A 24,505-nucleotide genomic window follows, 5' to 3' on the forward strand; every position below is an offset into this window, starting at 1 on the left:
ATTTGTGAAAACGGATAATGGCTGTCGAAACTGCCCGCTCCCTCAGTTTTAGCGCCCGGCAATTAAGCTCCATCGTATTTGACCTTAGCTTGGTGTCCAATTTTATATGAACAAGATCAACACAATCTCATCCGTAGTACCATGCTGATTAGCGGGTGCTATTATCTCCCGGTCAAAAAACGTAATGTCCTGTTATATCGGTAAATAATATAATGTTTAGCTATTTTGGTGTTATAAAAAAGAATGACAAAAGTATTGATAACTCAGCACTACAGTTACAATTAAATGAGCACCAGCATGCCAAAGAAGAGTTGGAAAAAGAGCTCGTCAATCAGCAGGGTACGTTAAATACCTTGCAGCAATCCATAGCGAATCAACGTGCATTTACCGGCCTGCTGTTAGACTCAATATCGCCACTGGAGCATATTCGAACCAATATCGCGAGTTCAGCAGAGGGGCTAAAGCAGCAATTAGAACAACATATTATCGACAATCAAAATGGTATTGCGATTTTAAATGGATTTCGTGACATTCTTAATGAGCAAGTTTCACAAATTAAAGATAGTGGCGACTCATTAATGGCATTACGAGTGAACTCTGAAGATATCGGAAAGTTTATTGCTACCATCAATAATGTATCAGAACAAACCAATCTATTGGCTCTTAATGCAGCCATTGAAGCTGCTCGAGCAGGAGAGCACGGTCGTGGTTTTGCTGTTGTGGCAGATGAAGTACGACAGCTAGCGAAAAATGCAAGTGGGGCTGCTAGTCAGATTAAAAATGTTGTCAGTGAGATCAGTAGCAACACCCAATCATGCTCTCAAAGCTCAGAATATGTTGAGAAGCAGTGTGTAAAATTGCATGGTGAAGTCAAAGAGCTAGTGACAATCGTGACGTCACTAATCGTTAAGTCAGATGAGCTTTATCGCCTTGTTGACGAAACCTATTCAGCTATTTTTCTTCGCCTTGTTCAAATCGACCATGTGGTTTGGAAGGCCAATGTTTATCGACGTATCCACAACCGTGAATTAGCCAATACCGATGTCGATAATCATTATACGTGTCGCTTAGGGTGTTGGTACTACCATGGCCGCGGTAAAGAATTATTTTCAGGGTGCCGTTCTTACCATCAGTTAGAAAAACCGCATGCTGACGTTCACACCTATGGCCGCAAAGTACTTGAGGCTTTTGCTGAGGGTAACGAAAATGAAGCTATGCAGTTAATTGCTAAAATGGAAAGTGCTGCTGAAACTGTTACAGCGCTACTGAACAACTTGCTATGTGAAATAGCACAAGTTAAGCAGCAGTAACTTTTAGTAATAGGTCAGTATTACTAGGTAGAGGTGGATGGCTGCGTCGAATGGAAGGAATACATTGAAGATGGGAATCCATATAACGGGATTCCCATCGTGCATAAGTCGTCTTAACGGCTTTGCTGAAGCGCTCAGATAATGCTCGATGATTCCTTTATCCTGAGTTCCATTATCATAGCCAGCCTTTATTGATTCATTTACAATCAGTTTCTTCTGTACTAGGGCGTGTTGATCTTTCGTGAGTGTTTTTTGAACAGCATGGTAAAGAGTTATAATTTGCTTCGCCAAAAGTAAAACCANATGGATAACCGAAAAGGTGGTGATTGACGGCAGCCATTCCAACGCGTTGGCACGGCATCATATCAATATTGGGCTTTGGCAGCATGGCCTGATGCTCAACCTCATTGAAGTCCTTCAAGTGAAATACCAGAACTATATTGTCGAGCAAAGCCACCGCAGAGTGAAAGGAAAAATGAACCAGGCACTGGGCTGGAAATCGGTACGCTTGTACTTCAGCATAACTTTGCGACAAAACCCGAATTTTATTCATTGCAATCCTCTTTGCAGTCATAGTCCTGCTTCAAATCGGACACAGGTTACCAAATAATTTGAAGATCAATACGTTGAAAGGGATTCCAGCGGAACGTGAACAGTGATTCCGGAAATGTGAGAAAAGTGTTCACATTGAACCGGAATGAGTGTTCAGCATGGGCCGAAATACGCAGGGGCACTTAACGAACTAGTTTTGTAAGTATTTTTTTTTGTATTCTGATGCCTTTGCGAAGAATACGAAAAAAGGAATTGGTATTAACATACCCAAAGAAAACCAAAGGTTTTCTTGCTCTAGTAGTTGATAGGAGCTGATTGCGATTGTCAGGCTCAGTATTGTCAGAATGACTAAGTGTACTTTTGAATGCTTTTGGGTGAACTTGGCGTAATGTTTGATCATTTCTCTATATGCTAATTGATATATATAACTTGAGCTTCAACATAAACCCCGTAAACAGAATCGTAGGAAGGTCGCCTAGGCGGCTTTCGTTGTCTTTGGGCGTTACATGATCACGCTTGTTTAGCGCTGATTACCTGCTTATTTCATGGGGTTGTATGCGCTTCCTTGCGCATTTATGTTCCTTTATCTACACGCCATGTGATTAAGTCAACCGCCACAATACGCAAACAGTAGCACTTTTCGTTAACTTTCGCTTGCTTTTCTTTGGTTTTATTTTTGTGATTTTCTCGCGTTACTCTTTAATGTTAATGTTTTGATCAGATTTATCAGGCTTAATTATATGTTCCGCCGAACTCTCAAGCCCCTACCCTTGGAGTAGGCAAAAAAGGCGAACCATATGCCTTCCTTACATATTCTTGGCATAGATCTCGGTAAACATTGCTTCCACCTTGTCGGACATGACTACGCTGGGCGAGAACTATTGCGTAAAAAGTTAACCGAAGCCATCTCATCCTATTTCTTTCTAAACTATGCCCAATAATGATTGCCTTTGAGGCTTGTGGTTGCCCATTGGCTCGCTCGTAAGTGTCTTGAGCTCAATCACCAAGTAAAACTAATCCCACCGCAATATGTAAAACCCTATGTCAAAGGCAACAAAAATGACTTCATAAGCACTATTCATATCTGAATGAACAAATTAAACGATAGGACAAAAAAGCTTAACCAGTTCGTTGAACACTATGATCTAACACAGATACTCAAAACAGTGCCTGGGATTGGCGATATGACAGCGAGCCTGTGTTTTGCAGATATCAGTTCAGCCGCTAATTTTACCAACAGTCGAAACATGGCAGTTTGGCTTGGGCTTATTCCACGACAATATTCCACAGGAGAGAAACCTAAGTTGCTCGTAGTCAGCAAACGGGGGAAAAAACAACTGAGGTTGTTGTTTATACACGGAGCGACAGCTGTTCTCTCTAGAGCAGATAAAACGGGAAAGGCTATTGGACAGTGGCTTATCGATTTAAGAGCCAGCAAACCTATTTATAGCATTAGCCAACAAACTAGCAAGGATAGCCTGGACGGTCGTTTACAACCCGTATGACGACGATATAAATAACCGAATTTGCAATGACGATTATGATGACGAAAACGATCTATCAGCCAGATTAAGTATCTGTCATAAAAACAGCATATAAATGCTCAGATTGCTGACGAACCCCACTTTTTTAAGTAGGGTTTTATTTTATGAGCGGCTGTAGACCACGATCACGATATTTTTCCTAGCAACTCGGTTTAAGGACTAGACGCTTCCTCAAGTCTGTCTCAACCAGTATTAACACTATTTGAGCCTCAGTGAGCCCCATTTTATGTAAATAGCTCATCACTAGCGTTTTTTTCTTGATGTTTTGAGCTGCTACCACCAACCAACACTGCATCTACACCTTGGCTAAACTGCGGAAGTGAGCATAACTGTGAGTATGGTGTTGTTTAGAGTCAGCGAAGCTGCGTTCTACCATTTCACTTCTTCGCCGATAGGTCTTTTTCCCATAAGTAGATAGCCGCATCTGATTGACTCTTTCTACCGCCCCTAAGTGGATATGTCGTGTGACCACTTTTTCCATATTTTTGCTCTGAGTACAATCACTCCGAACGGAACAGAACGCACACTCCTTTAGCGCTGAGTGATACTCCCTATACCCATCTCTCGATGTAGTCTTATAGATGAGCCCTTGGCCTGCCGGGCAGCAGTAGATATCGGCCTCTTTGTTATAGATAAATTGTTTCTTCTTGAGCGTATTCTTCGTCCGCGATGGTCTGCGATAACCGAAGACACCAAGAATGTCCCTCCGTTCAAGGGATTCTGCAACGGGCGCAGTAAAGTATCCTGCATCGATACCCACAGCAATAGGATTGAGCCTGAACTGGTTGAGTGTGTGATCCTATCATTGGATATAGGGTTGGGAGTCGTTCACATTACCAGTTGACGCTTAGGTATCTACGATGATGCCGTGCTTGCCATCAACGATGCGATGGTCAAGATAGAAGAACCCTTAAGGCTTATTGTCACGCGTCATAAAGCCACTTTCAGTGGTCGGTGGTACTCACTATGGTATTCTTGGGTTTTGGCTCTGCTTTTGATTCTTTTAAGGGCTTCTTTCCCTCCACCTCTCGGTCCTGTGCAACATCTTCATTGAGCATTTCAAGGTATGCACTGGTACGAACCGCTTGCTGCTAATTGCGGTACTTGTTCTTGTTGGCGTTAGCCTTGAGGTATTTGCTGTCAGTGAAAAGCTCTTGCCCTGCGACTAAGTCTTCACCCATTGCTTGCAGAGTGATATTAGTAAAAATGCGCTCGAAGATATAATCGAGTAGGATAACTTTTAATAAGCATACCGGGTAGACAGGTGGGCGCCCATTTCGAGTTCGTATTGCTGTGGCGAAGGTTCTTTTAACATGCCGGGATATCTGTGTTTCGATACCCTTATTAGATCAAAGGTCTAGCCATAAGGCTAGACCTTTGTCATCAATCTAAAGCCACCCTTTCAGGTGGCTTTACCGTTTCATATCTTGCTAGCGAGAGCCATTAACCAGCTTGCTGCGCAGGATCAGCGGCAGGTTGCTTCTGGGCAAATTTGTTTACCCACAGCGAAATGGCACCGTCACCGGTGATATTACACGCGGTACCAAAACTGTCCTGTGCCATATACAGGGCAATCATCAGCGCCAGTTCAGCCTCGCCAAAACCAAGCATAGTCGACATCAGACCCAGCGCCGCCATCACGCCGCCACCCGGCGCACCCGGTGCAGCAATCATCGTAATACCCAGCATCATGATAAATGGCAGCATCTCAAGCAAAGACGGCAGGGCAATGTGCTGGCTAAGTGCCATTACTGCCGTCGAGCAGGTGATAAGGGTAATTGTCGAGCCTGACAAATGAATCGTAGCGCACAGCGGGATCGTAAAGTTAGCAATCGACTCATTCACGCCATTGTTCTTGGTTTGACGCAAGGTAACAGGAATGGTCGCAGCAGAAGACATGGTACCAATCGCCGTAAAGTAGGCCGGCAGCATATTTTTGATCAGCTTCAGCGGCGACAGACCCAGCGCGATACCCGTCAAGGTATACTGGATAGTGATCCAAACCCAGTGCATAAACACGGCCAGTGCCAGCACGACTCCAAAGGTCTTCAGAGTCGTAAACACCGTCCCTTCTGCCGCCATTTCGGCAAAGATCCCGGAGATATAAAACGGAAGCAACGGAATAATTACTTTCGACAACAGCAAATCAATAATGCCACGACCATCGTCGGCAATCTCTTTCAACCGAATACTGTTGGTGATGCTGATCCCCAGCCCGAACAGAAAGGCGGTAGCCAATGCTGTCATCACACCGAACATTGGCGGAATTTCCAGACTGATAAAGCTGGTCAGTTTCTCACCGGCATCGGCAACCGCCTGATCCGGCGCCGGCAGGCCGGCAATCACCGAACTGGCGACAATAAATGCCAGGCTACCGGCAAGCACGGTTGAACCATAGGAAAGCGCAACGGTTTTCCCCAGCAGGCTACCAGAGTTCTTCGGCAAACTCGCGATACCACTGGTTATGTAGAAAAGAATAATCAAAGGGATGGTAAAACCGATCAACTGACCACCGAGTAGTTTTACGGTCAGCAGAATACGCACTACGGCGTCGGGGGCAAAAAAACCGATTAAAATACCGGCGATAATGCCGGCAATTAACTTCAAAATAAGCTTCATTAAAATGTTTCCTGATGTGTGTTTGGTAACGGCGAAATCCAGGAGTGATAAATGATCCATCTATATGCACTTGCTGGCATTATGTTTTTAGAATATGGATAACCCGGAATATTATTTCAGCCGTAGAGTCTATTTAGCATCTTTATACTTGTGTGTCACTTTTTTTGAAAGTTTGCTGATAGATTTTAATCACCAGAGAGCTTAATGAGGAAAGAACAAAGGGGGCGATCTCGTGATCACCGTACTGAATGAAAAGAGAAAATATAGCCGTAAGAATGCTCTTGAAGGGACAAGATCAGCCAGCACATATAGGGCTGACTGATCCTATAGCCTGATATGGCCTGTAATACATTAACCGCTTAGCTAGCGGCCGTAAGTCGACACAATGTATTGCTCAAACGTGTCACACATTTCGCTGTCTGAGCTATCGTTAGAAGCAAGCTGAGCGGCACCGTCAACAATACGGACTGTGGCATTCAGCGGGGCAACCTCCGCACGAGTTCTGCTTTTCAGCGCTGCTATTTTCTGCTGTTCTGCTTCCCATGCCTGTTCGGCAGACAGGTTGCATTCATCAGCAAGGTATTTGGCATTGAACCCCTCTCCCGTCAGGCTCAGAATGGTCGCGTTATGATTGACACTGTTTCCGCCGTGCCAGTAGTGTTTCGCCAGTTGCGGCCCGATCTGCGGATTATCGGTTAAATACCCAAACTTCTCGGTAAAGTAAGCTCTTGTCTGATAAACCGCCATATTCGCCAGCAGGTAACCTTGGTAGGCACAGGCCGCCTCATCGGACAATAAATGTGGGATCGCCATCAGCGGGCGCGGGCTGCATGCCAGACCAAGGATCTGTTGCTCGGTTGTTCTGGCCAGTTCGGTCACCGCCTCAGCTGTCAGTTCGTCATCGCTCAAACGATACAGGGCCCGCTCAAAGTAAGGTACCACCAGAATACTTCTCTCACCGTATGCTCTGAAGGGCTGCTTGCTGTCAATCATTGACTTGATCACGGCGTCCGGGACGGCGTTGCCATCAGCGTCCAGCGCATACTGCTTCAGCCAGTCTGCATCGCCGAGCAGGCTATCGCAAAACATCGACTGAGTCTCGGCATAAGCCATTGAGGTCGGCGCGAACTCCTGAGAGAAACACGGCGCATTCATCTTCACGTTTGAGAAATGCGCAGCGTGCCCGCCTTCATGGAACAAGGTGTTGATACCGTCATACCCGCTACCGACCTGATCCGGTTTGGCATTGCTGGTGAAGTTCACCTTGGCGGGAACCCAGCATCCCTGATCATAAAATGACGGAACCGGACCATGGCAGAAGCCATTTTGATATTTACCCTTGCGATCAAGAAGGTCCAACGTCAGCTCAGCTCCCGAATAATCGATATTCAGACGACCGAACGACTCGACCCAGCGTCGCAGCGACTGGGAAAACGGCACATAGGGGTCCAAATCCCGCATCGCATCCCCCGAGAACGAGAACACAAAGTTATAGCCGAACAAGGCTTGCTCGCCCTTGGCATCAGCCAGCTGACGCAAGCTGCGCAAATGACTGTCTCGGGTCCGGGCTTCAAAATCCTCCAGAATCGCGAATAGCTCTGCCGTCGTCATCTGCTCGGTTTTGACCACCGAGTAATCAAAAAAGTTATCGTACCCCAGTGACCGGGCAAACTCGTTACGCAGTTTTACCAGCTCCAAAAAGCCGTTGCCAAGCAGCCACTGCTCCAAATCAAGCAAGGCCTGATGCGATGAGCGACGAACCTCTTCATCGCTGCTGGTACGAATATTAGCCGCAAGTACAGGGAGTGATCCTTCCGCCTGGTTGCCGTTCTCATCCACATAATTCATCACATGGTTTTGTTTTTTCTCAAACAAATTCGCCTCGAACTTAATCAGCTTGGCTTTTAGCGCCTGCGCTTGCTCCGACTCCAGCGCATGAGCCTGAAACATACTCAGCCAACCTTTGAGTCCAACCAAGGTTTGCGTTTTCTCGTTGGAATCGGCAAGCAACTCAGCTGCCGCTATCTGCTCTTTCAGCTCGGTGATCTGGGTCGGAGTACTCAAAAATGTCGCCCACTGCGTTTCTGCCCGGGCAGAACCCTCATGGTCATCACTCGTTCCCATGTAAGTTTCCCAGAAGAAATCTTCTTTGGTCCGATGCAAAGATAAATAACGCTGGTTAAGTGAATCAAGATAGGCTGATGCTGTCATTTGTATCCCTATAAATGTAAATACTTGATCAATTTAATTTATTGTCTCGTAGCCAATGATAATGCAATCATAATAACCCGCAAGCTCAGTCACATTTTCAGCCAACAGAGATTTGCCCGTTGCGCTTTACATTGTAAATCCGTTTTGCCTATAGATTCAGCCCCGCTTAAGCCACACTGGCATATCATGGTTATCGAGCCAATTGATTAGCCTATTAACCATAGCGTGATGGAACATCCCTGCGACAACACTACATGCAAATCACTGCTACGTTTAAATTTCGAACTGGTCAATCTTTGACCAATCAGGTCTACAAGCACGGAGGAAACACATGAAAAAAGTTATCGCATTACTTTGTTGCATTGTCTTTTCTGGCTTAGCCTTTGCCGAAATGGGAGGAGGCAGCAGAGTTACCGTCCCTCACATTATCTGCATGCAAGACGGTAAGATGATAAGTACGACTGCGATCCCTGTTACCGAATGCAATAAACTCAAAGCGGAAAAAGCCGAAGCTAAGTAGCAGGCCGATTCATCCGTTCATCTCTTTTGGCCGGCACTGCGCCGGCCTTTCTCTGCACCAGCTCTTCATGACAAACATATACACAATTCAAATGTTGAATGATCGGTCATTCGTGATATATATGAACAACGTTCAGTATTAACCAAAACTAATTACACTTGAACGCCACTTGCTCTCTTTATTGCGACAAACAAGGATCCAGTCATGAGACCATTCGCGCGCTGCTCATTGCTCGCCGCCCTTATTGCCAGTTCATTGTCACCGGCCCTGGCTACCACCACCTCTTCCTCTGCCGAGCCACAGAATCAGGCTCCGCTCTGGTTACGCAATACGGCCATTTCACCAGATGGTAAGCAGTTGGCATTTACCTACCAAAGCCGTATCTATCTTGCATCCAGCGACGGCGGTAACGCGCGGGCCATCACCAGTGGCGAATTCTACCCGCACGCCCTGGTATGGTCGCCGGATAATAAAACACTGGCTTTTGCTGCCAACCCGTACGGAAACGATGATGTTTTCACGGTATCGTTGCAAAGCGGAGAGATGAGCCGCCTCACCTCCCATTCTGCCAACGACATTCCTACCGCCTTTTCCGATAATGGAAAGTCCGTGCTGTTCAACACCACACGTCTAACGGCAGAACAGCAGGATTTTTACAGCTTGCCGCTGTACTCGTTCGGCACCCGCGGTAACCAGCTGTACCGTGTAAATATCAATAATAAAGCCGCTCAGGCTCTGATGCCGATCCCGGCCAAGCATGCGGTGTGGAACGCCGGGAAAACACAGCTGCTCTATAATTCCCCGCACAAGGATCAGCAATTTAGAAAGCACCAGAACTCTTTTGCTGTCCCTACTATCTGGCTATTTGATGCCAAGACAGGGAAACACCGTCAACTGACTGAAAATAGAATTGCCGCCCAGCAACCGCTCTGGAACAGTGATAACAGCGGTTTCTACTTCCTGAGTGAGCGCAGCGGCAGCTTTAATGTCTGGTTTTATGAATTGGCCACAGGCAAAGAAATACCAATCACCACCCTGGCCGATCACCCTGTCCGTCACCTGTCGGTATCAGCCAATGATGATCTGGCGTTTTCCTACAACGGGGAATTGTACCGGCTAGCAAAAAACCAGGTGGAACCACAAAAGCTGGCCATCAACATCCGCAATTTCGCCGCCGCCCCAAGTCAGTTATTCTATAGCAATGACGCAACCCGGTTTATGCCTTCTGTCTTTGATGCCGAAGAAATACTCTTTAGCAGCTATGGCGACATCTACGCCATGAATACGCGGAACGAAAAGGTCAAACGACTAACCCATACCGCCACGGAAGAAAAGCAAATGGTCTTCACCCCCGACGGCTATGGTGTGCTGTACTCGGCAATGCGCAACGGTCATTGGGGGCTGTATCTGGCTCGCTCGTTCAGCGAAGAAGAAATGTTGTCCAGCACCGCGATGGTTGAGGAGCAACCTTTTCTTGTCATGCCGGGGCACGATATTTCACAGCCGGTGTATTCACCAGACAGTCGCAAGCTTGCCTTTGTCATTGACGGCCGGGCCCTGCATGTCATCGATCTCGACAACTACGACGGCAATACCCCTCAGTCGGCCGACTTCGAAGCCGGGCCATCGCTTCTTACTGCCCCGGATGATGCCGATACACAGATCAACGCAAGACCGGGTACCGGCAAAGAGCTGATTGCCGCTGACATGGTCAGCGAATCGAACCGCCTGGAGTTTGTGTGGTCTCCCGACTCGACCCAGCTCGCCGTTCACCTCTCGCCTCGTCCCTACGTCGAACAGATTTATGTCGTCGATGCCGAAGGTAATAAGGCACCGGTCAATGTCTCGCAGAACGGCTTCTACAATGGCAAGCCTAAATGGAGCCAGGACAACCGCATACTGACCTGGACAACCTCAAAATTCGGCCTGAAAACAGCCGATGGCGAAGACTGGGACGAAACGGTCACCGGCATTTTTACCAACAACAGTGCCATGCAAGACTTCAAGAATGACCGTGAGCTGCCCGAAGAGACCGAACACTACCCATTTTCGGCCAGTAACCTCGAATATCGGGAAGCTTTCCACCTGCCATTTTCCAGCCAGGTACTGGAAACGCACTTGCTGGGGGATCACCTGTTGGTCATCGACCTGATGGCTTCTCCTTCCGGTGACGAGACCACTCGCGGCTTCCTGTATAACGTCCGCACCGCGGAGTCACATACTGTGTTTACCGATCTCCCAATGGCAAGCGATGTCTATATCACCGCAGATCAGAGCTTTGTCTACCTGCTTGCCGACGGTGAAGTATTCGAGGTCGATACGGCAACGGGCGACTCAGTCAGCTTACCTATTGACCTGCCAGTTGATTACCAGGAAGCACCAAGGAAACTGGCCGCCTACCGGCAGTTTGTCCGCCAGACACAAGAGATGTACTACCGTCCAGACATGGGCAATGTCGACTGGGCCTTCTACAGCGAACACTATCAGCGCTTTTTGCCGCACATCAACAATGACCGTGACTTCGTCAATGTGCTCAAAGAGCTGAGCGGAGAGTTGAATGCCTCTCACACCGGCGCTTATGCCATGCCGGCAAATACCATGCGAGAAGATGCGACAGCAGAGATCGGGCTGATCTTCGACCAGCACGTCGCCCCGGCTTCACTCTCCTCAGGCAAGGGTAAAAAAAGCAAAACAGCCCGGCGTGAAGGTCTTACCATTCACAGTGTTCTTCCGGGCGGGCCGGCAGACAACGACGCCTATGGGATCAAACCCGGAGATCGACTTGTCGCGCTCAACAACAGGCCGATCAATACTCTGGGGGATCTGGCCAGCGCACTGAACAACAAAGCCGACCAACCCGTTGCTCTGACTCTGCAGCGCGGCAATGATAATACCAGGCAGCAGCGAATCACCCCGATAGATGGCGGCGAGGCCTACTCGTTGATCATGAAACGCTGGGAAATCGCACGCCGAAATTATGTCAGCCAGCAAACTGGCGGTAAAGTGGGCTATGTCTATCTGCCAGATATGAGCAATGCATCCTTCCTGCATCTGAGGTCGGAGGCGCTGGGCCGACTGAGAAATGCTGATGCCCTGATTGTCGACGTCCGCTTCAACGGTGGCGGCTTCCTGGCAGATACCCTGATTGAGTTTCTCACCGCACGTAAAGCGGCTGACATTGTGCCCCATATCGGCCAACCGACGTCAGACGCCAGTCGTCGCAGCTGGCTGAAACCTTCAGTGGTGATTGCAAATTCCGGCTCGTATTCGGAAGCATCAGCTTTTAGCCAATATTATCAAGATCTGAAAGTAGGCCCGATCGTCGGAGAGCCAGTACCGGGGACAGGCACAACGGTCATGGGAGTCGATTCCCAGGTCTACCACGGGATCGGCTATATGTTCCCGTACCAACCGCTGCGTACTCTCGACGGGAACCTGTATGAAAACCTCGAGCTTCAGCCTGACATTGCCGTATTTAATACGCCGTCTGAGATTGCCACAGGCAAAGACAACCAACTTGATGCGGCTATCAAGGAGGCGCTAAAAAGCATATAGGTTAAATCACGAGATTTAGCCTAAGCGATGCGACTAGGCCGTGCTGCTAAGCCGGCCTGGTCCACAAAGATATTCAGCAAGATACTGTTTCAACCTTCACCTGCACAGGCCGGCATCCTCCTTTCCACGCTTTAAGTCATCAAGTATCACGCTCCAGTCACACCATCCTCCCCACTTAGCGATCAAGTGCTGTTTTTTTGTATGAAGCAACCTTCAAGGGGTATTTATACCAATCTACATAAGTATTTGATCCCAAAAAATCTACAAAGTATAAATTATACTATTTAGTATGATTTATACTTTATGGTATAAGTACGTTATGTTTCAATAAAGACAAACGAGAATAGTCATGCAAAGCCACCCTACTGAGATTGCCAATAACATAGCTAAGCCATTGATTCTTTGTGATGCAGAAGTCCGCGACCTGTTGCCGCAACTCGACGTCCAGGAGCTAATGAAGTCCCTGTTCCTGGCGTTGAGTGACAATACGGCAGTCCAGCCGCCACAAACGTTAGCCCTGCTTCCCAATAATGCGGGTGACTTCATTACCTATCTGGGCGCCATGGCCAAAGAAGCGGTATTCGGCGCAAAACTATCCCCTTACCTGATCACCGAGCAACAGCCGATTATTACCGCCTGGACCAGCCTGATGTCGATGCAAACCGGCCAACCCTTGCTGTGGTGTGATTCAAGCCAGCTAACTGTTGAGCGAACCGCTGGTACCACGGCGCTGGCCATCGACTACCTGGCCCCTGAAAACAGCAGTCACTTGGCGCTGATCGGGGCAGGTACCGTTGGCCTGACGCACCTTCGCCATGTGCTGAAATTACGCCGCTGGCAAACAATCAGCCTGTACGCGCCAGAACTGCTCGATAACCCGGCGCGCCGCGATGAAATAATGAGTATCGATCCCCGGATTCAGATCGCTATAGATGCGAGCCACTGTACGAAAGAAGCCGATGTGATCATGCTTTGTACTTCTTCTGCCCAGCCAGTTATTTCACTGACTGACATCAAGCCATCGGCTGTTATCACCTCAATCAGTACCAATGCAGCTAATGCCCATGAGGTACCGCCAGCGCTACTCAATCAGGCCGACGTGTATTGCGATTACCAACAGACAACACCAGACAGTGCCGGTGAAATGTGTCTTGCAGCGAGCCAGCACGGTTGGGATAAATCACAGATCAAGGGCGATTTGGCCAGCCTGGTTGCACAAACCTGCCCGCTCCCCGATTATGATAAGCCGGTCTTTTTCCGCTCAATCGGCTTGGGACTGGAAGATGTCGCGATGGCCTACGGGATCTGGAAACTGGCGAGCCAGCAGCTTCAGTAAACACAGTATAAAAACGCTGTATTTGAATAAATTGATAAGGATAGACCATGAAAATCAAAGAGTTTGGTGTCGAGATCTGGATGAACGACTATGAGAATACTTGTCGATATAACCTGGCCGAAACCTGTGTTGAGTCACTCACCGTCGAACAACTGCTGGAGATGTCAGGTAAGCGTGACACGATATTAGATGAACTATTGCCGATGAAGCTGACTTACGGCGCCATTGAAGGCTCTGATCGGCTGCGTGACAACATCATCTCGCTCTATCAGAAACAGAAGCGCGACAATATCTTGATCACCCACGGCGCTATCGGTGCCAACGCCCTGGTGCATGAGACTCTGATCTCCCCGGGAGATCGGGTCATTGCCGTCTTGCCGACCTATCAGCAGCACTACTCTATCCCTGAAAGCTACGGGGCTGATGTTCATATTGTTAAGCTAAAAGAAGAAAAACAGTTTTTACCAGATTTGGACGAGCTGCGACAGCTGGCAACAGAAGGCACCCGGCTGATCGCGATCAATAACCCGAACAACCCAACGGGCGCATTGATGGATGAAGCTTTCCTGGAACAGGTCGTTGACATAGCTCGCTCCTGCGGCGCCTACCTGCTTTGTGACGAGGTCTACCGCGGCACAGACGAAGAGGGTAACGGCTTTACGGCTTCTGTGGCCGATCTTTATGAAAAAGGGATCGGCACCAGCAGTATGTCGAAAACATTCTCTCTGGCCGGTTTACGACTTGGCTGGCTAGCCGGGCCGCTTGAAGTGATCAAGGCGGTCTGTATTCACCGCGACTACAACACCATCAGCGTAGGCATGCTTGATGATCACTTTGCCTCTATCGCCCTGGAGTGCCGCGACGCTATCCTTAAGCGTAATCGTCATATCTGCAATACCAACCGGGACATGCTGGATGCCTGGGTAGCCAAAGAGCCGTTGATTTCCTACATCAGGCCCAAGTCAGGTACCACAGCCTTGTTGAAGTATGATCTGGACATGTCATCACGTGATTTCTGCGTAGGGCTGCTTGAAGCAAAAGGAGTTATGTTTACGCCCGGCAGTGTGCTGGATATGGAAGGTTATGTACGTATCGGCTATGCCAATAATCCGCAAGTGCTAGAGACCGGGTTGGCAAAAGTATCGGAATACCTTGCTGAGCTGCAAGGCTAACAGGCTGAAGGGGCAATGTGACATTGCCCCTGTCTTGATCGGAACTAACTCTTGTTCTTTATTTCCCGCAAATAATTAAAAACAGTAGCCCGTCCCATGCTAAGCACATTGGCAATATAGTCTGCCGAATTTTTGCCGTTAAACGCCCCTTGCTCATACAGGGCTTCGACCAGTTGACGCTTATCTTTTCTCGAGATCACCGAGAGCGACAGGTGGTGGCTGGCTAGCCAGTCATGGATAAAGCTGTTAATTTTTTCCTGCCAGTCATCGTTAAACAATTTTTCTGGCTGGGGAATGAGATTCTTTGCCGGCAAAAGCAAATCCAGTACAGCCCGGGCAGATTCGATCGGCGTTGTATTCATGTTAATACACAACATTCCGATGGGTGTATTTTCATCATTACGCAGTACCACACTGGTTGAGCAGATCTTCTGACCGTCCCAGTTGAGCTTTTCATAAGGGCCAATCACGTTTTCTGTCTGGTCAAAATTAACGTCATCCAGTGCAGAGGGATCGCCAATTTTACGCTTGGAGATATTATTGGCGATATAGGCCACGCTCTGGGTTGCCAGATCATGAATGATGACCTCGACATAATCTGAAAACAATAATGCGATGCCGTCGGCGACAGGCGCGTAACGTTGTATTAGTAATTCGGCACTTTGCTGTTTTTCTTGCGGCGTCATTTCCTGAACAAACTCAACAATCTCCAACCATGGAAGGCATACTACCTAGCCGTAATAACATTGTATAGAGTGGAAAACGATCCCTGCAGCCAAACCGCTAGTAGCTCAGCTCAAACACCACAGAGCCGCTGTCAACTTCAAGGGCTTGCTGGTCGATCACCTCACCACCAGCCTCTACCGAAATACTAAAATCCTCGGTGGCATTAAATTTCAAACCGGCGCCGAACTCAGTCGGATTAACTTGGTTTCTGTCCTGATAAACACTACTCTTATCGACCATCGTATTACTGACAGGCCTGTCACCGCCACCGATAAACTCAAGCTTTTGCTCTGAGGCTGCCTTATCAACAAAGATCTCGCCCAATTCCCGCTCTTCTGCCTGCACAGCCAAAGAGAACAGCAATGCCGTAACCAAAAATCCAATACGCACCTTCATCTCCCATACCAATGAATACACAAGCAGATTTAAGCTCAATCTTCCTCATTAGATAACCTAACACAAGAAGAAAAACAAGCTTACTACTGGCGGCATGACCAGAAAGAAACCGTTCCTATCGCTCGCAATTAGACGTACGCTTAAAGCAAGGCACATGCATCAGGAACCTATTATGTCTGTCACCTACCCGCTCGAAATAGCACAGCTGGGCAACCCCATTCTGCGTCAACTAGCTACCCCACTGACTCCCGGCCAGTTCAATGAGTATGCGCCCTTCTTTGCCGCACTGGAGAAAAAGATGCTCAAGCACAATGGTGTCGGCATTGCCGCCCCGCAGGTCAGCAAATCTGTACGGGCATTTATTGTGGCATCAAGTCCCAATACTCGATACCCCAATGCACCGCACATGGCGCCAACATTAATGCTCAACCCCGAGCTGATCTGGTCAAGCAAAGAGACGGAAAAAGACTGGGAAGGTTGCCTGAGCATTCCCGGGATGCGGGCCAAAGTCAGCCGCCACAACAAAATAGAGGTGCGATACACCACCATCGACGGCCACGAGGTGGAAAGCCATATGGAAGGTTTCATTGCCCGGATCTTCCAGCACGAGCTGGATCACCTCAACGGGATCGTCTTTCTCGACCGGGCCGAAAAACATGATTACGCCACCGAGGCGGAATTTATGAAGATCATCAGCTAATTTTTACTTATGACAGTTTCAGCATAGCGCTGCAGCACGTTCACAAGGGGTAAGCGATGTCCGACCATATATACAAACTGATCGAGCTGGTAGGCTCGTCTCAAGACAGTGTAGAAGATGCCGTCAACTCGGCCTTGACCAAAGCCAACAATAGCCTCAGCAACATGCGCTGGTTTGAAGTCTGCGATATCCGGGGCAACATAGAAAACGGCCAGGTCGACCACTGGCAAGTGACCATAAAAGTGGGCTTCACCCTCAAGGAAGACTAACCAGGTCCTTTATCTACCATCAGGAAAAAGGGCTGACAGATTACGGAGAAATTATCAGCCCGGCCAGCCAGATGTAAGATCATGCCCTATGATTGAGAACAAGAAAACATAGCTTGTCAGAAATAACCTCAAATAAGTCATATATGCCACTCATCGCCTCAGGCTGATCTTGTCATACTGAGCCCTGTCACGACACGGCGAAGCAGTCGTTCTAACACTCACAGGAGCACACCATGACAGAGCACACCGGCAAAGCCCTTATCATTATCGATCCACAAAACGACTATTTTCCGGGTGGTAAATACCCGTTATGGAACACAGGATTAACACTGGCAAATATCAAAAAAGCCATCGAGCACGCCAAGCAGAAAGAGATACCTGTCATTATTGTCCAGCATATCGCCGGCAACGAGATGGCACCTTTCTTTAACGAGGGTACCGAAGGCGCCGCAATCCATCCGGAACTAGCAGCTGCAGCCCCTATGGCGACTATTGTTACTAAACGTTTCGCTGATAGTTTCGAGCAGACCAATCTGGCACAGGTGCTGGCCGAGAAGGATACTAAAGAACTACTACTATGCGGAATGATGACCCAGAACTGCGTCGCTCACACAGCCATCTCAAGGCAGGCAGATAATTACACCGTCTCAGTACTGACCGACTGTTGTACCACCGTCGATGAAATGATCCACAATATTGCCCTAAATGCGATTTCAACACGTGTTCAGCTTCAACCTGCGGAGTTGGTGATATAACAAGCGGTACCACAGAACTATGGTAATGCCATTTTCATCTGAAGATGCATGCATTTTACAGCTTATGGGGTAAAAAATTTTACCCCATAAAGTCTATTTAAACAAATTCATTCCATGTCGTGTCAATACATTAGTCAAGTCGTCAATACAGTCCTTCGAGGCATTTTTAATATCAATCTGTATGCGACCTGCCTTAACACTGGCTTTCACTAAAGGGGGTCACACGACGATTGGGAAAATATTGTACGCTAAGGCAGTAATCTATTGATTATATTGATGTTATGTGAGCTTTGTTTAGACGTTGATTGTAATAAAAGGAGTGAGTTGAAAATACTGCAATGACCACTAGGGTACTTTTTGTCCCCTTGGTAGTTAAGGTACGGCGTTTTTCAAGGTAGTTGTCGTCTAATCATGTTTAAGCAGCTTGTTCCAACTGCTCGTTTATATCTGGTTTCTCTGGGTTAAGCATGACCGGCCCAGCAGGTTCGCATTTCCTTATTTCACCTGACCACCGCTCTGGATTCTTTGCCTTCGCTTGTTCGAATACTGTCTTTCTATTTGCCAGGATTTTAGTATCTTCATTACGATGACGTTGCCCCGGAGTCACGAAGCCTATTCGACTATGACGGTGTTCTTCGTTGTACCATTCGACGAAGTTCTTAACCCAACTTCTAGCATCATCCAGATTTTTAAAGCCGGATGAAGGCCACTGAGGCCTGTACTTCAACGTCCTGAACAATGATTCCGAGAACGGATTATCATTACTGACTCGTGGCCGACTATGGGATGGTGTCACACCCAACTCACACAACTTCGCCTGTAAAGTCGCTGAACGCATGGGACTACCGTTATCCGAATGCAGGACAAGTGGCGTACGGAAGCATTGCTCTGTCATTACGGTTCGCTGCATCAAGGTCGCAGCTTGCTCTCCGGACTCGCTTTCATAGACTTCCCACCCAACAATTTTACGGCTGTAAATATCTTCGACCATATAAAGGTAGAAGTACTGTCCTCGGACAACACTGCTTAGTAGAGTAAGAGACAGAGCGTAGTCGAACTATTTCTCCGCCTCTCCTCTCCGAACCGTACGTGCACCTTTCAGCGCATACGGCTCTCCGCTTAATCAAGGCCAACGGCCATAGCAACATCTGAGTACTTCGAAGTAACCGTGCTTCTGGCTTCGGTCATAAGATAAGGGTTGGTTGCTGGAAGACGCCATTTGAACGGCATCTTTCGACTACTCACAAGCCTGAACAGAGATATACCACACAGGTGTCCCTGATTCGTTTTACCGAAGAGTACCCAAGTTTTAGCTTTCTTCGGTTCAGGTCGTTTACACCACTTCATCAGGAGTGATTTGATGCGACACTTATATTTGCGAGCCAGCCAGTGTGCTAGCTTCCAAAACACAACTCTGTCTAACCGACCATAAGTCATTGCAGTGAAGTCAGTGAAGCAGTAAAACTGTGACCATCCACTGAGCTTCTGGTTTATCTTCTCGACCTTGTCTATCATGCTGCAACTATAATCCCCAGACAGCTCTTTCATCAGCGTATGAGTGAATGCTTTCGCTTTCGCCTTTGGTATCGACGAGACCACTCGCATGTTTCCTTTAGGACCACGTTTCCGGATAATACGATGCCCTAAGAAGATAAAACCGTCGTTCACATGCGTGATATGGGTTTTCTCCATATTCAGCGTGAGCTTTAGCTTGCCTTCGAGGAACTGACGGCATTCGTCACGGATACACTCAGCATCCTGCTTAGTGCCTTTGACTATCAGTACAAAGTCATCGGCATAACGGCAGTACGCAACCGCTGGTTGCCATTGCCAGTTATTTTTAATAGCTGAGCTGCGTCCTATTTTGATGCTGTGATTTCGGTACCATCGGTCTTGGCGCGCTTTCTTACTCAGGTAACGCTGATTGAGATACTGGTCGAACTCGTTAAGCATGATGTTCGACAGCAATGGAGAGATGACGCCTCCTTGTGGTACTCCCTCATGCGTTGCACAGAACAGGTTTCGCTCAACGTGTCCGGACTTGATAAAGCGCCAGAGTAGGTTGTTGAAACCGTTGCAGCTTATTCGTTTACGAACACATTTCATCAGTAGTCTATGGTGTACTGTATCAAAGTAACTGGCTAGGTCGCCTTCAATTACCCAGCGACCACTTGTGTCTGTTCCATCGGTAAGCTGCAACTTAACTGTACGAATAGCATGATGAACACTGCGCTCTGGCCTAAAACCATAGGATAATGAATGAAAATCATTTTCCCAGATAGGCTCCATCGCCATCAGCATTGCCCGTTGAACAATACGGTCACGCAGAGTTGGGATACCCAATGGGCGTTGTTTCCCGTTTGCTTTGGGGATATAGATGCGCCTTGCGGGCATAGGCTGGTAATTACCGGATTGCAACTCTAGTCTAAGCTCGCGTAGATAGTCGCCTAATTTCCCTTGTAGATGTTGTTTAGTCACACCATCTACTCCCGGTGTTCTGGCTCCTTTGGAAGAGAGTGTTTTCTCTGCCGCATGATATAGCCAGTCAGGATGAGAGATCAGCCGAAGCAGTCGATTTACCCTGCGGGTTTTATCATCTGCTGTCCATGTTGCTAGCTTGTGCTGCATTTCACTGATTATCAAAGGTCTTCACCCTGTTACAGTCAGCTAGTTTGCTGACACAAGTTAATTAAACTGTTCTCCTTCGCCATGTAATGGGCTTTCCCCATCCCGGACTACTACGAGAACTCCGTCAGTCTGTTTGTCATCGGGGGCATGCTCCCTTAGCATTCAAAACAGACTTTCCCCGGTTTACCTATCTGAACTCGAACATATTGGGGTGGATGCTGATCGCAGTCTTTAACCTTATCGTTCTGTAAGGTGATGATGCTAAGAAGTTGATTTGTACTGGCACTTCCTTCAACTGTAAGAGGGCTACCTGTCCCTACAGCTCGGTGTAAATTGACCTTATCTATGTCAATCACACAACATCATACCGCCTGTTAACTCGTGTAGGCGGTGGCGACATTTCAGCCCATAGATGCGGGTTAATCAGTTCATGTTCTTCATCCGTCCAATACTCAGCCTAGAGGAGCATCTTGGCTTAACGAGTTCGCCTCACTCCCCGTTGTCAGCGGGTTACATCACCTTACCAGCATCGGTAAGTCACTGCCGCTCAGGCTCATATGCTGTCACAACCCAGCATAGCCATGGTTACTCAACTCCTGTCTTGTATACTGTGGATTTCAGATAGACTTGTAGTTCAATTTGAGCATCCATGCTCGCCCTGAACTCCGGGCACACAATAGGTAATGTCCCATGACCAAACCTGGTTGGGCTTTTCCGCTGTATAACTCGTTGGTGCTTTCACCTTCCGTGGCGTTTGTGAACGACCACGATGGTGGAGTTGATTATGTGCTTTCAGAACTCGATAAAAGGTTGATTCTGATGCCAGGTACACGTTGTCATCCGCCAATCTAGGAACGATCTGAGATGGCGGCAGACTGGCATATTCTTCACGATTACAGATCTCAAGGATCCGAGCCACATCGTCATCAGACAGCTTATTTGCCGGTACCGGGCGTTTTGCAGTTAACCGTCTGTCACCTTCGGCAATCCCTTTATTTAGCCAGCGTTGTAGCGTACGGATTGGCAGCTCAATGGTCTTACAAGCCATCGTCTTGCGTGCTCCGGAGGCAACGGCTTCTTCGACCCATGCGGCTATTTGTTTTCGCTCAGTTAGAGGTGTTAATCGACCTCGTCGTCCTCCCAAAGGGCATTGAACTTTTTTCTCAGCACCAGCAATGCTGCGGTTTCTGCCAACGCTTTCTCTTTCCGCCGGAGTTCTTTTTCAAGTTGCTTGGTCTTGAGGCGCTCTGCCTTTAATTTAGCTTGCGCTTCCTTATCGCTGGATTTAGCAGAAGCAGTACCATTGATACAGGCTTCACGCCATTGGGCAACTTGTTCCGGATATAAACCTTTAGATCGGCAATACTCCCCCAGTTCTATTTCAGATAGGCTGGCGGTTTCAACAACTACGGCAAATTTGGCTTCCGGTGACCATTGTTCCGGAGATTGACCACTGTTAGGCACTGGACTTCCTGATTCTCTGATTTGATTGCGCCAATTGTACAGGGTTGCCTCGCTAATGCCTTCTTGTTTAGCCAGCTTTGGCACTGACATACTCACCGGCGGTAACAACTTCTTAAGGATGGCGTTCTTTCGTTCTTCTGGGTAGCGGGACATATTTCCTACTCACCACCCCCTGTCTAATTTATGGATTTAGATTAGGCGACATCTATCCTGACACAGGGGGGGTACGACAGAATCGCTTGGTGATCACACACAAAACCTGGGGCCCTGTAACACGTTTCTGGACAGAAATGTGTCAGTGAATTTTCTAATTTAGCTATCCTTGAATAAATTTTTGTATCCCAAAACGTCAAAGACCACCGTTATCGTCGGTGGTCGATTTGCGCGGAATTGGACAAAACTGTGCATTTAAAATCTGCGTTACATGAAATGCCTTATGCGAGTTTGGTCGGTAAGTATTCAGTGGCAAATCTTGCAATCTGCTCCCCAGAACTTTCCTTAATGACTGCCTATCGTTCATCTGCGGTTGTTATTCTTGGAAAATCCGCCAAACAGCACCTTCCAGATGGGTTTCGAGCCTTACATGCACAATTTCCGCTCTTTTTTTCCTTTACCACAAACTGACGTGTAAAAGGATCATTGTTAGCTTCTGCTTTAGTTATACCGTAGCAATAGCAAGCCAGAGCATCACTCGCTTTTGACTTAATCCCAACTTTTGTACGGAGTGAATCTGACTCAATTACTGAATTATCCTGACCAAAGTAGACTACCGGACAATCAGGATCGGAGCAGAAATAGTACCCCTGATTCTTTGATTGCCACATCCACGGGTCTTTGATGTGATGCCTGATGGTCGCGGCGGAAACTGAGCGATACTCCTCCCCATTTGCAGGGCAAGTATGTTTCCTTGGAAAAGAATCTGTACAAGTAGACTTTGAGCAGCAATCAGACATGGTCACCTCCTTGGCTAATACAAAGACTCAGGCTTTTTAGCTCAACTACACTCAGAAATACACATGCGGATAAAGTGCTTATGAGGATAACAGATGAATAACATAGAAATACCGACGCACGACCGAAAAATGACTAGTTTATTTGAACGATATCTGACTGTGTGGGTTGGGTTATGTATTGTTATTGGTATCGTCCTTGGTAAGGTGGCTCCTGATTTGGCAAAAACATTGGATGGTATGGCCATTTATGTTAATGGGGCGCCAGTGATTTCTATTCCCATTGCTGTCTGCCTTTTTTTCATGATGTATCCGATCATGGTAAAAATAGATTTTGCTAGTGTCGTTAAAGCCGGAAAAAGTGGTAAGCCTGTATTCCTGACGCTTTTTATCAACTGGTGCATTAAGCCCTTTACTATGTATGCCATTGCCATGTTGTTTTTGGGGATCCTACTAAAAGGCCTTATCGGTGATGAAGCTATGGATCTGGTAAAAATGCCTTTTGGTCTTAACTTACCTGTTGGCGCAGCATATGGTGACGGAACGGTTGTGCTACAAGACGGGATAAAAATGCTTCAGATCCCTCTTTGGCGAAGTTATTTTGCTGGGTGTATTCTGTTAGGTATTGCACCCTGCACTGCCATGGTTTTGGTTTGGGGATATCTGGCAAGAGGTAACGATGGCCTTACATTAGTAATGGTCGCGATCAACTCTCTGACCATGCTGGTTTTATATGGGGTTCTGGGCGGCTTTTTACTGGGTATAGGTAAACTTCCGGTACCATGGCAGGCGTTACTGCTTTCCGTGGCCATTTATGTGGCTCTTCCATTAGTTGTCGGTTATTTTTCCCGTAAATGGATCATTAGCCATAAAGGTCAGGAATGGTTTAAAGAGAAATTTCTGCACGTTCTTACGCCGATTACGATTGGTTCATTACTACTAACTCTCGTGCTACTTTTTAGCTTTAAGGGTGAAACCATTCTGAATAATCCACTGACTATTCTTTGGATCTCTCTTCCGCTTTTTATACAGACAGTGTTTATATTTACTTTAGGGTACTTGGCAGCCAGACTCCTTAATTTGTGTTATGAGGATGCGGCACCTGCTGCAATGATCGGTGCATCAAATCACTTTGAAGTTGCTATTGCTACCTCAGTAATGATTTTCGGACTTTCATCGGGAGCAGCTCTGGCAACAGTGGTTGGTGTTCTAATTGAAGTCCCTGTTATGTTAATGCTGGTTAGTATCTGCAAGCGTACTTCAGGATGGTTTATTACGAATAAGTCTTCATAGGTATAGATAGTTCATATCATTCGGCAACATTTGAAGGAGAAACCATGATGAAAGAATTGCCGATCATATGGCAACGACTGGTCGATTCTCAAGGGCGAACTTGTAATAGGTGTAGTACCACGTACGAGAGCCTTCAGGAAGCTGTCGCCAAGCTTGAGGAGGCTCTCCGGCCCTTAGACATTGAGATAAAGTTCGAAACCAGAGAAATAGACCGAGAGTCATTTAAAGCTGATCCTTCCCAATCGAACCGAGTTTGGATTGCCGATAAGCCCATAGAGGACTGGCTTGGCGCTAGCATTGCGAGTAGTCCCTGCTGCTCCGTCTGTGGAGATTCAGAATGCCGAACGCTTGAGCTAGGAAGCGATGTATTCGAGGTGATTCCTCCGAATCTCGTTATTAGGGCAGTACTAGTTGCGGCTTCTCAGTTGATCGGCTCCGGTAGGGAGAGCAGCAATAGCAAACCGAAGAGCTGCTCCGATTAAAATAAATGACTATCGGTTAGCAC

Annotated in this window: 16 protein-coding genes and 6 pseudogenes; 13 read left to right on the forward strand and 9 right to left on the reverse strand. The window is 47.5% G+C overall.

The features are described 5' to 3' along the window. Window positions 1-578: 578 nt before the first annotated feature. The 4 genes and pseudogenes from BIT28_RS30375 to BIT28_RS29010 form a co-directional block, all read left to right on the forward strand. A pseudogene (locus BIT28_RS30375) lies at window positions 579-836 on the forward strand (methyl-accepting chemotaxis protein); the annotation flags it as partial. A 147-nt stretch (window positions 837-983) separates the two neighbouring features. Then, a complete protein-coding gene (locus tag BIT28_RS30380) occupies window positions 984-1,310 on the forward strand; it encodes a CZB domain-containing protein (RefSeq protein ID WP_425439634.1) in 327 nt (108 codons plus the stop codon). A 303-nt stretch (window positions 1,311-1,613) separates the two neighbouring features. Continuing rightward, window positions 1,614-1,920, forward strand: a pseudogene (locus BIT28_RS29965) (hypothetical protein); the annotation flags it as partial. 739 nt (window positions 1,921-2,659) lie between these two features. Next, a pseudogene (locus tag BIT28_RS29010) lies at window positions 2,660-3,353 on the forward strand (transposase); the annotation flags it as partial. A 192-nt stretch (window positions 3,354-3,545) separates the two neighbouring features. Here the strand turns inward: BIT28_RS29010 and BIT28_RS29015 are convergent. The 3 genes and pseudogenes from BIT28_RS29015 to BIT28_RS13810 all read right to left on the reverse strand — a co-directional run. Beyond that, window positions 3,546-4,683, reverse strand: a pseudogene (locus BIT28_RS29015) (IS1182 family transposase); the annotation flags it as partial. Between the two features lie 166 nt (window positions 4,684-4,849). Then, complete coding sequence (locus BIT28_RS13805; RefSeq protein ID WP_075764604.1) at window positions 4,850-6,025, reverse strand: dicarboxylate/amino acid:cation symporter; 1,176 nt, start codon at window positions 6,023-6,025, stop codon at window positions 4,850-4,852. A 363-nt stretch (window positions 6,026-6,388) separates the two neighbouring features. Beyond that, window positions 6,389-8,236 (reverse strand): M3 family metallopeptidase, encoded by a 1,848-nt coding sequence (locus tag BIT28_RS13810; protein WP_075764606.1) that lies wholly within the window; start codon window positions 8,234-8,236, stop codon window positions 6,389-6,391. 331 nt (window positions 8,237-8,567) lie between these two features. Here BIT28_RS13810 and BIT28_RS13815 point away from each other — a divergent pair, with 331 nt between their 5' ends. The 4 genes from BIT28_RS13815 to BIT28_RS13830 all read left to right on the forward strand — a co-directional run bounded on the left by BIT28_RS13815 (window position 8,568) and on the right by BIT28_RS13830 (window position 14,819). Beyond that, the gene (locus BIT28_RS13815; protein ID WP_075764608.1) at window positions 8,568-8,756 is read left to right on the forward strand and encodes a hypothetical protein; all 189 of its coding nucleotides are present in this window, start codon (window positions 8,568-8,570) and stop codon (window positions 8,754-8,756) included. A 204-nt stretch (window positions 8,757-8,960) separates the two neighbouring features. Continuing rightward, entirely contained in the window at window positions 8,961-12,311 is a 3,351-nt protein-coding gene (locus BIT28_RS13820; protein ID WP_075764610.1) for a S41 family peptidase, read from the forward strand. 349 nt (window positions 12,312-12,660) lie between these two features. Beyond that, on the forward strand, window positions 12,661-13,647 hold the full coding sequence (locus BIT28_RS13825; RefSeq protein ID WP_075764612.1) for an ornithine cyclodeaminase family protein: 987 nt from the start codon (window positions 12,661-12,663) through the stop codon (window positions 13,645-13,647). Between the two features lie 47 nt (window positions 13,648-13,694). Beyond that, a complete protein-coding gene (locus tag BIT28_RS13830; protein ID WP_075764614.1) occupies window positions 13,695-14,819 on the forward strand; it encodes an aminotransferase in 1,125 nt (374 codons plus the stop codon). Window positions 14,820-14,863: 44 nt separating this feature from the next. Here the strand turns inward: BIT28_RS13830 and BIT28_RS13835 are convergent, their stop codons facing one another. After that, entirely contained in the window at window positions 14,864-15,505 is a 642-nt protein-coding gene (locus BIT28_RS13835) for a helix-turn-helix transcriptional regulator (RefSeq protein ID WP_075764701.1), read from the reverse strand. A gap of 97 nt (window positions 15,506-15,602) precedes the next feature. Next, window positions 15,603-15,935, reverse strand: coding sequence for a hypothetical protein (locus BIT28_RS13840; protein WP_139310473.1), 333 nt, complete (start codon window positions 15,933-15,935; stop codon window positions 15,603-15,605). 178 nt (window positions 15,936-16,113) lie between these two features. On the opposite strand from BIT28_RS13840, the gene def reads away from it, so the two are divergent. From def to BIT28_RS13855, 3 genes are all read left to right on the forward strand, one after another. Continuing rightward, entirely contained in the window at window positions 16,114-16,641 is a 528-nt protein-coding gene (gene def / locus BIT28_RS13845) for a peptide deformylase (RefSeq protein WP_075764618.1), read from the forward strand. A gap of 56 nt (window positions 16,642-16,697) precedes the next feature. Further along, on the forward strand, window positions 16,698-16,910 hold the full coding sequence (locus tag BIT28_RS13850; protein WP_075764620.1) for a dodecin: 213 nt from the start codon (window positions 16,698-16,700) through the stop codon (window positions 16,908-16,910). 233 nt (window positions 16,911-17,143) lie between these two features. Beyond that, entirely contained in the window at window positions 17,144-17,665 is a 522-nt protein-coding gene (locus BIT28_RS13855; protein ID WP_075764622.1) for a cysteine hydrolase family protein, read from the forward strand. 415 nt (window positions 17,666-18,080) lie between these two features. Here the strand turns inward: BIT28_RS13855 and BIT28_RS13860 are convergent. From BIT28_RS13860 to BIT28_RS30385, 4 genes and pseudogenes are all read right to left on the reverse strand, one after another. After that, window positions 18,081-18,701: pseudogene (locus tag BIT28_RS13860) on the reverse strand (transposase); the annotation flags it as partial. Between the two features lie 83 nt (window positions 18,702-18,784). Beyond that, window positions 18,785-20,308: a group II intron reverse transcriptase/maturase gene (gene ltrA, locus BIT28_RS13865; protein WP_075764626.1), complete on the reverse strand. Its 1,524-nt coding sequence runs from the start codon at window positions 20,306-20,308 to the stop codon at window positions 18,785-18,787. Window positions 20,309-20,942: 634 nt separating this feature from the next. Next, window positions 20,943-21,910, reverse strand: a pseudogene (locus tag BIT28_RS29970) (transposase); the annotation flags it as partial. Window positions 21,911-22,266: 356 nt separating this feature from the next. Continuing rightward, on the reverse strand, window positions 22,267-22,710 hold the full coding sequence (locus BIT28_RS30385; protein ID WP_175577532.1) for a putative iron-sulfur cluster-binding metallochaperone: 444 nt from the start codon (window positions 22,708-22,710) through the stop codon (window positions 22,267-22,269). 93 nt (window positions 22,711-22,803) lie between these two features. On the opposite strand from BIT28_RS30385, the gene arsB reads away from it, so the two are divergent. Both arsB and BIT28_RS30275 read left to right on the forward strand, forming a co-directional pair. Next, window positions 22,804-24,000, forward strand: a complete 1,197-nt coding sequence (arsB, locus tag BIT28_RS13885) for an ACR3 family arsenite efflux transporter (protein WP_075764632.1) — start codon at window positions 22,804-22,806, stop codon at window positions 23,998-24,000. 47 nt (window positions 24,001-24,047) lie between these two features. Further along, the gene (locus BIT28_RS30275) at window positions 24,048-24,482 is read left to right on the forward strand and encodes a DUF2703 domain-containing protein (protein WP_075764704.1); all 435 of its coding nucleotides are present in this window, start codon (window positions 24,048-24,050) and stop codon (window positions 24,480-24,482) included. Window positions 24,483-24,505: the final 23 nt, after the last annotated feature.

The sequence above is a fragment of the Photobacterium proteolyticum genome (assembly GCF_001939735.1).
Classification (GTDB): domain Bacteria; phylum Pseudomonadota; class Gammaproteobacteria; order Enterobacterales; family Vibrionaceae; genus Photobacterium; species Photobacterium proteolyticum.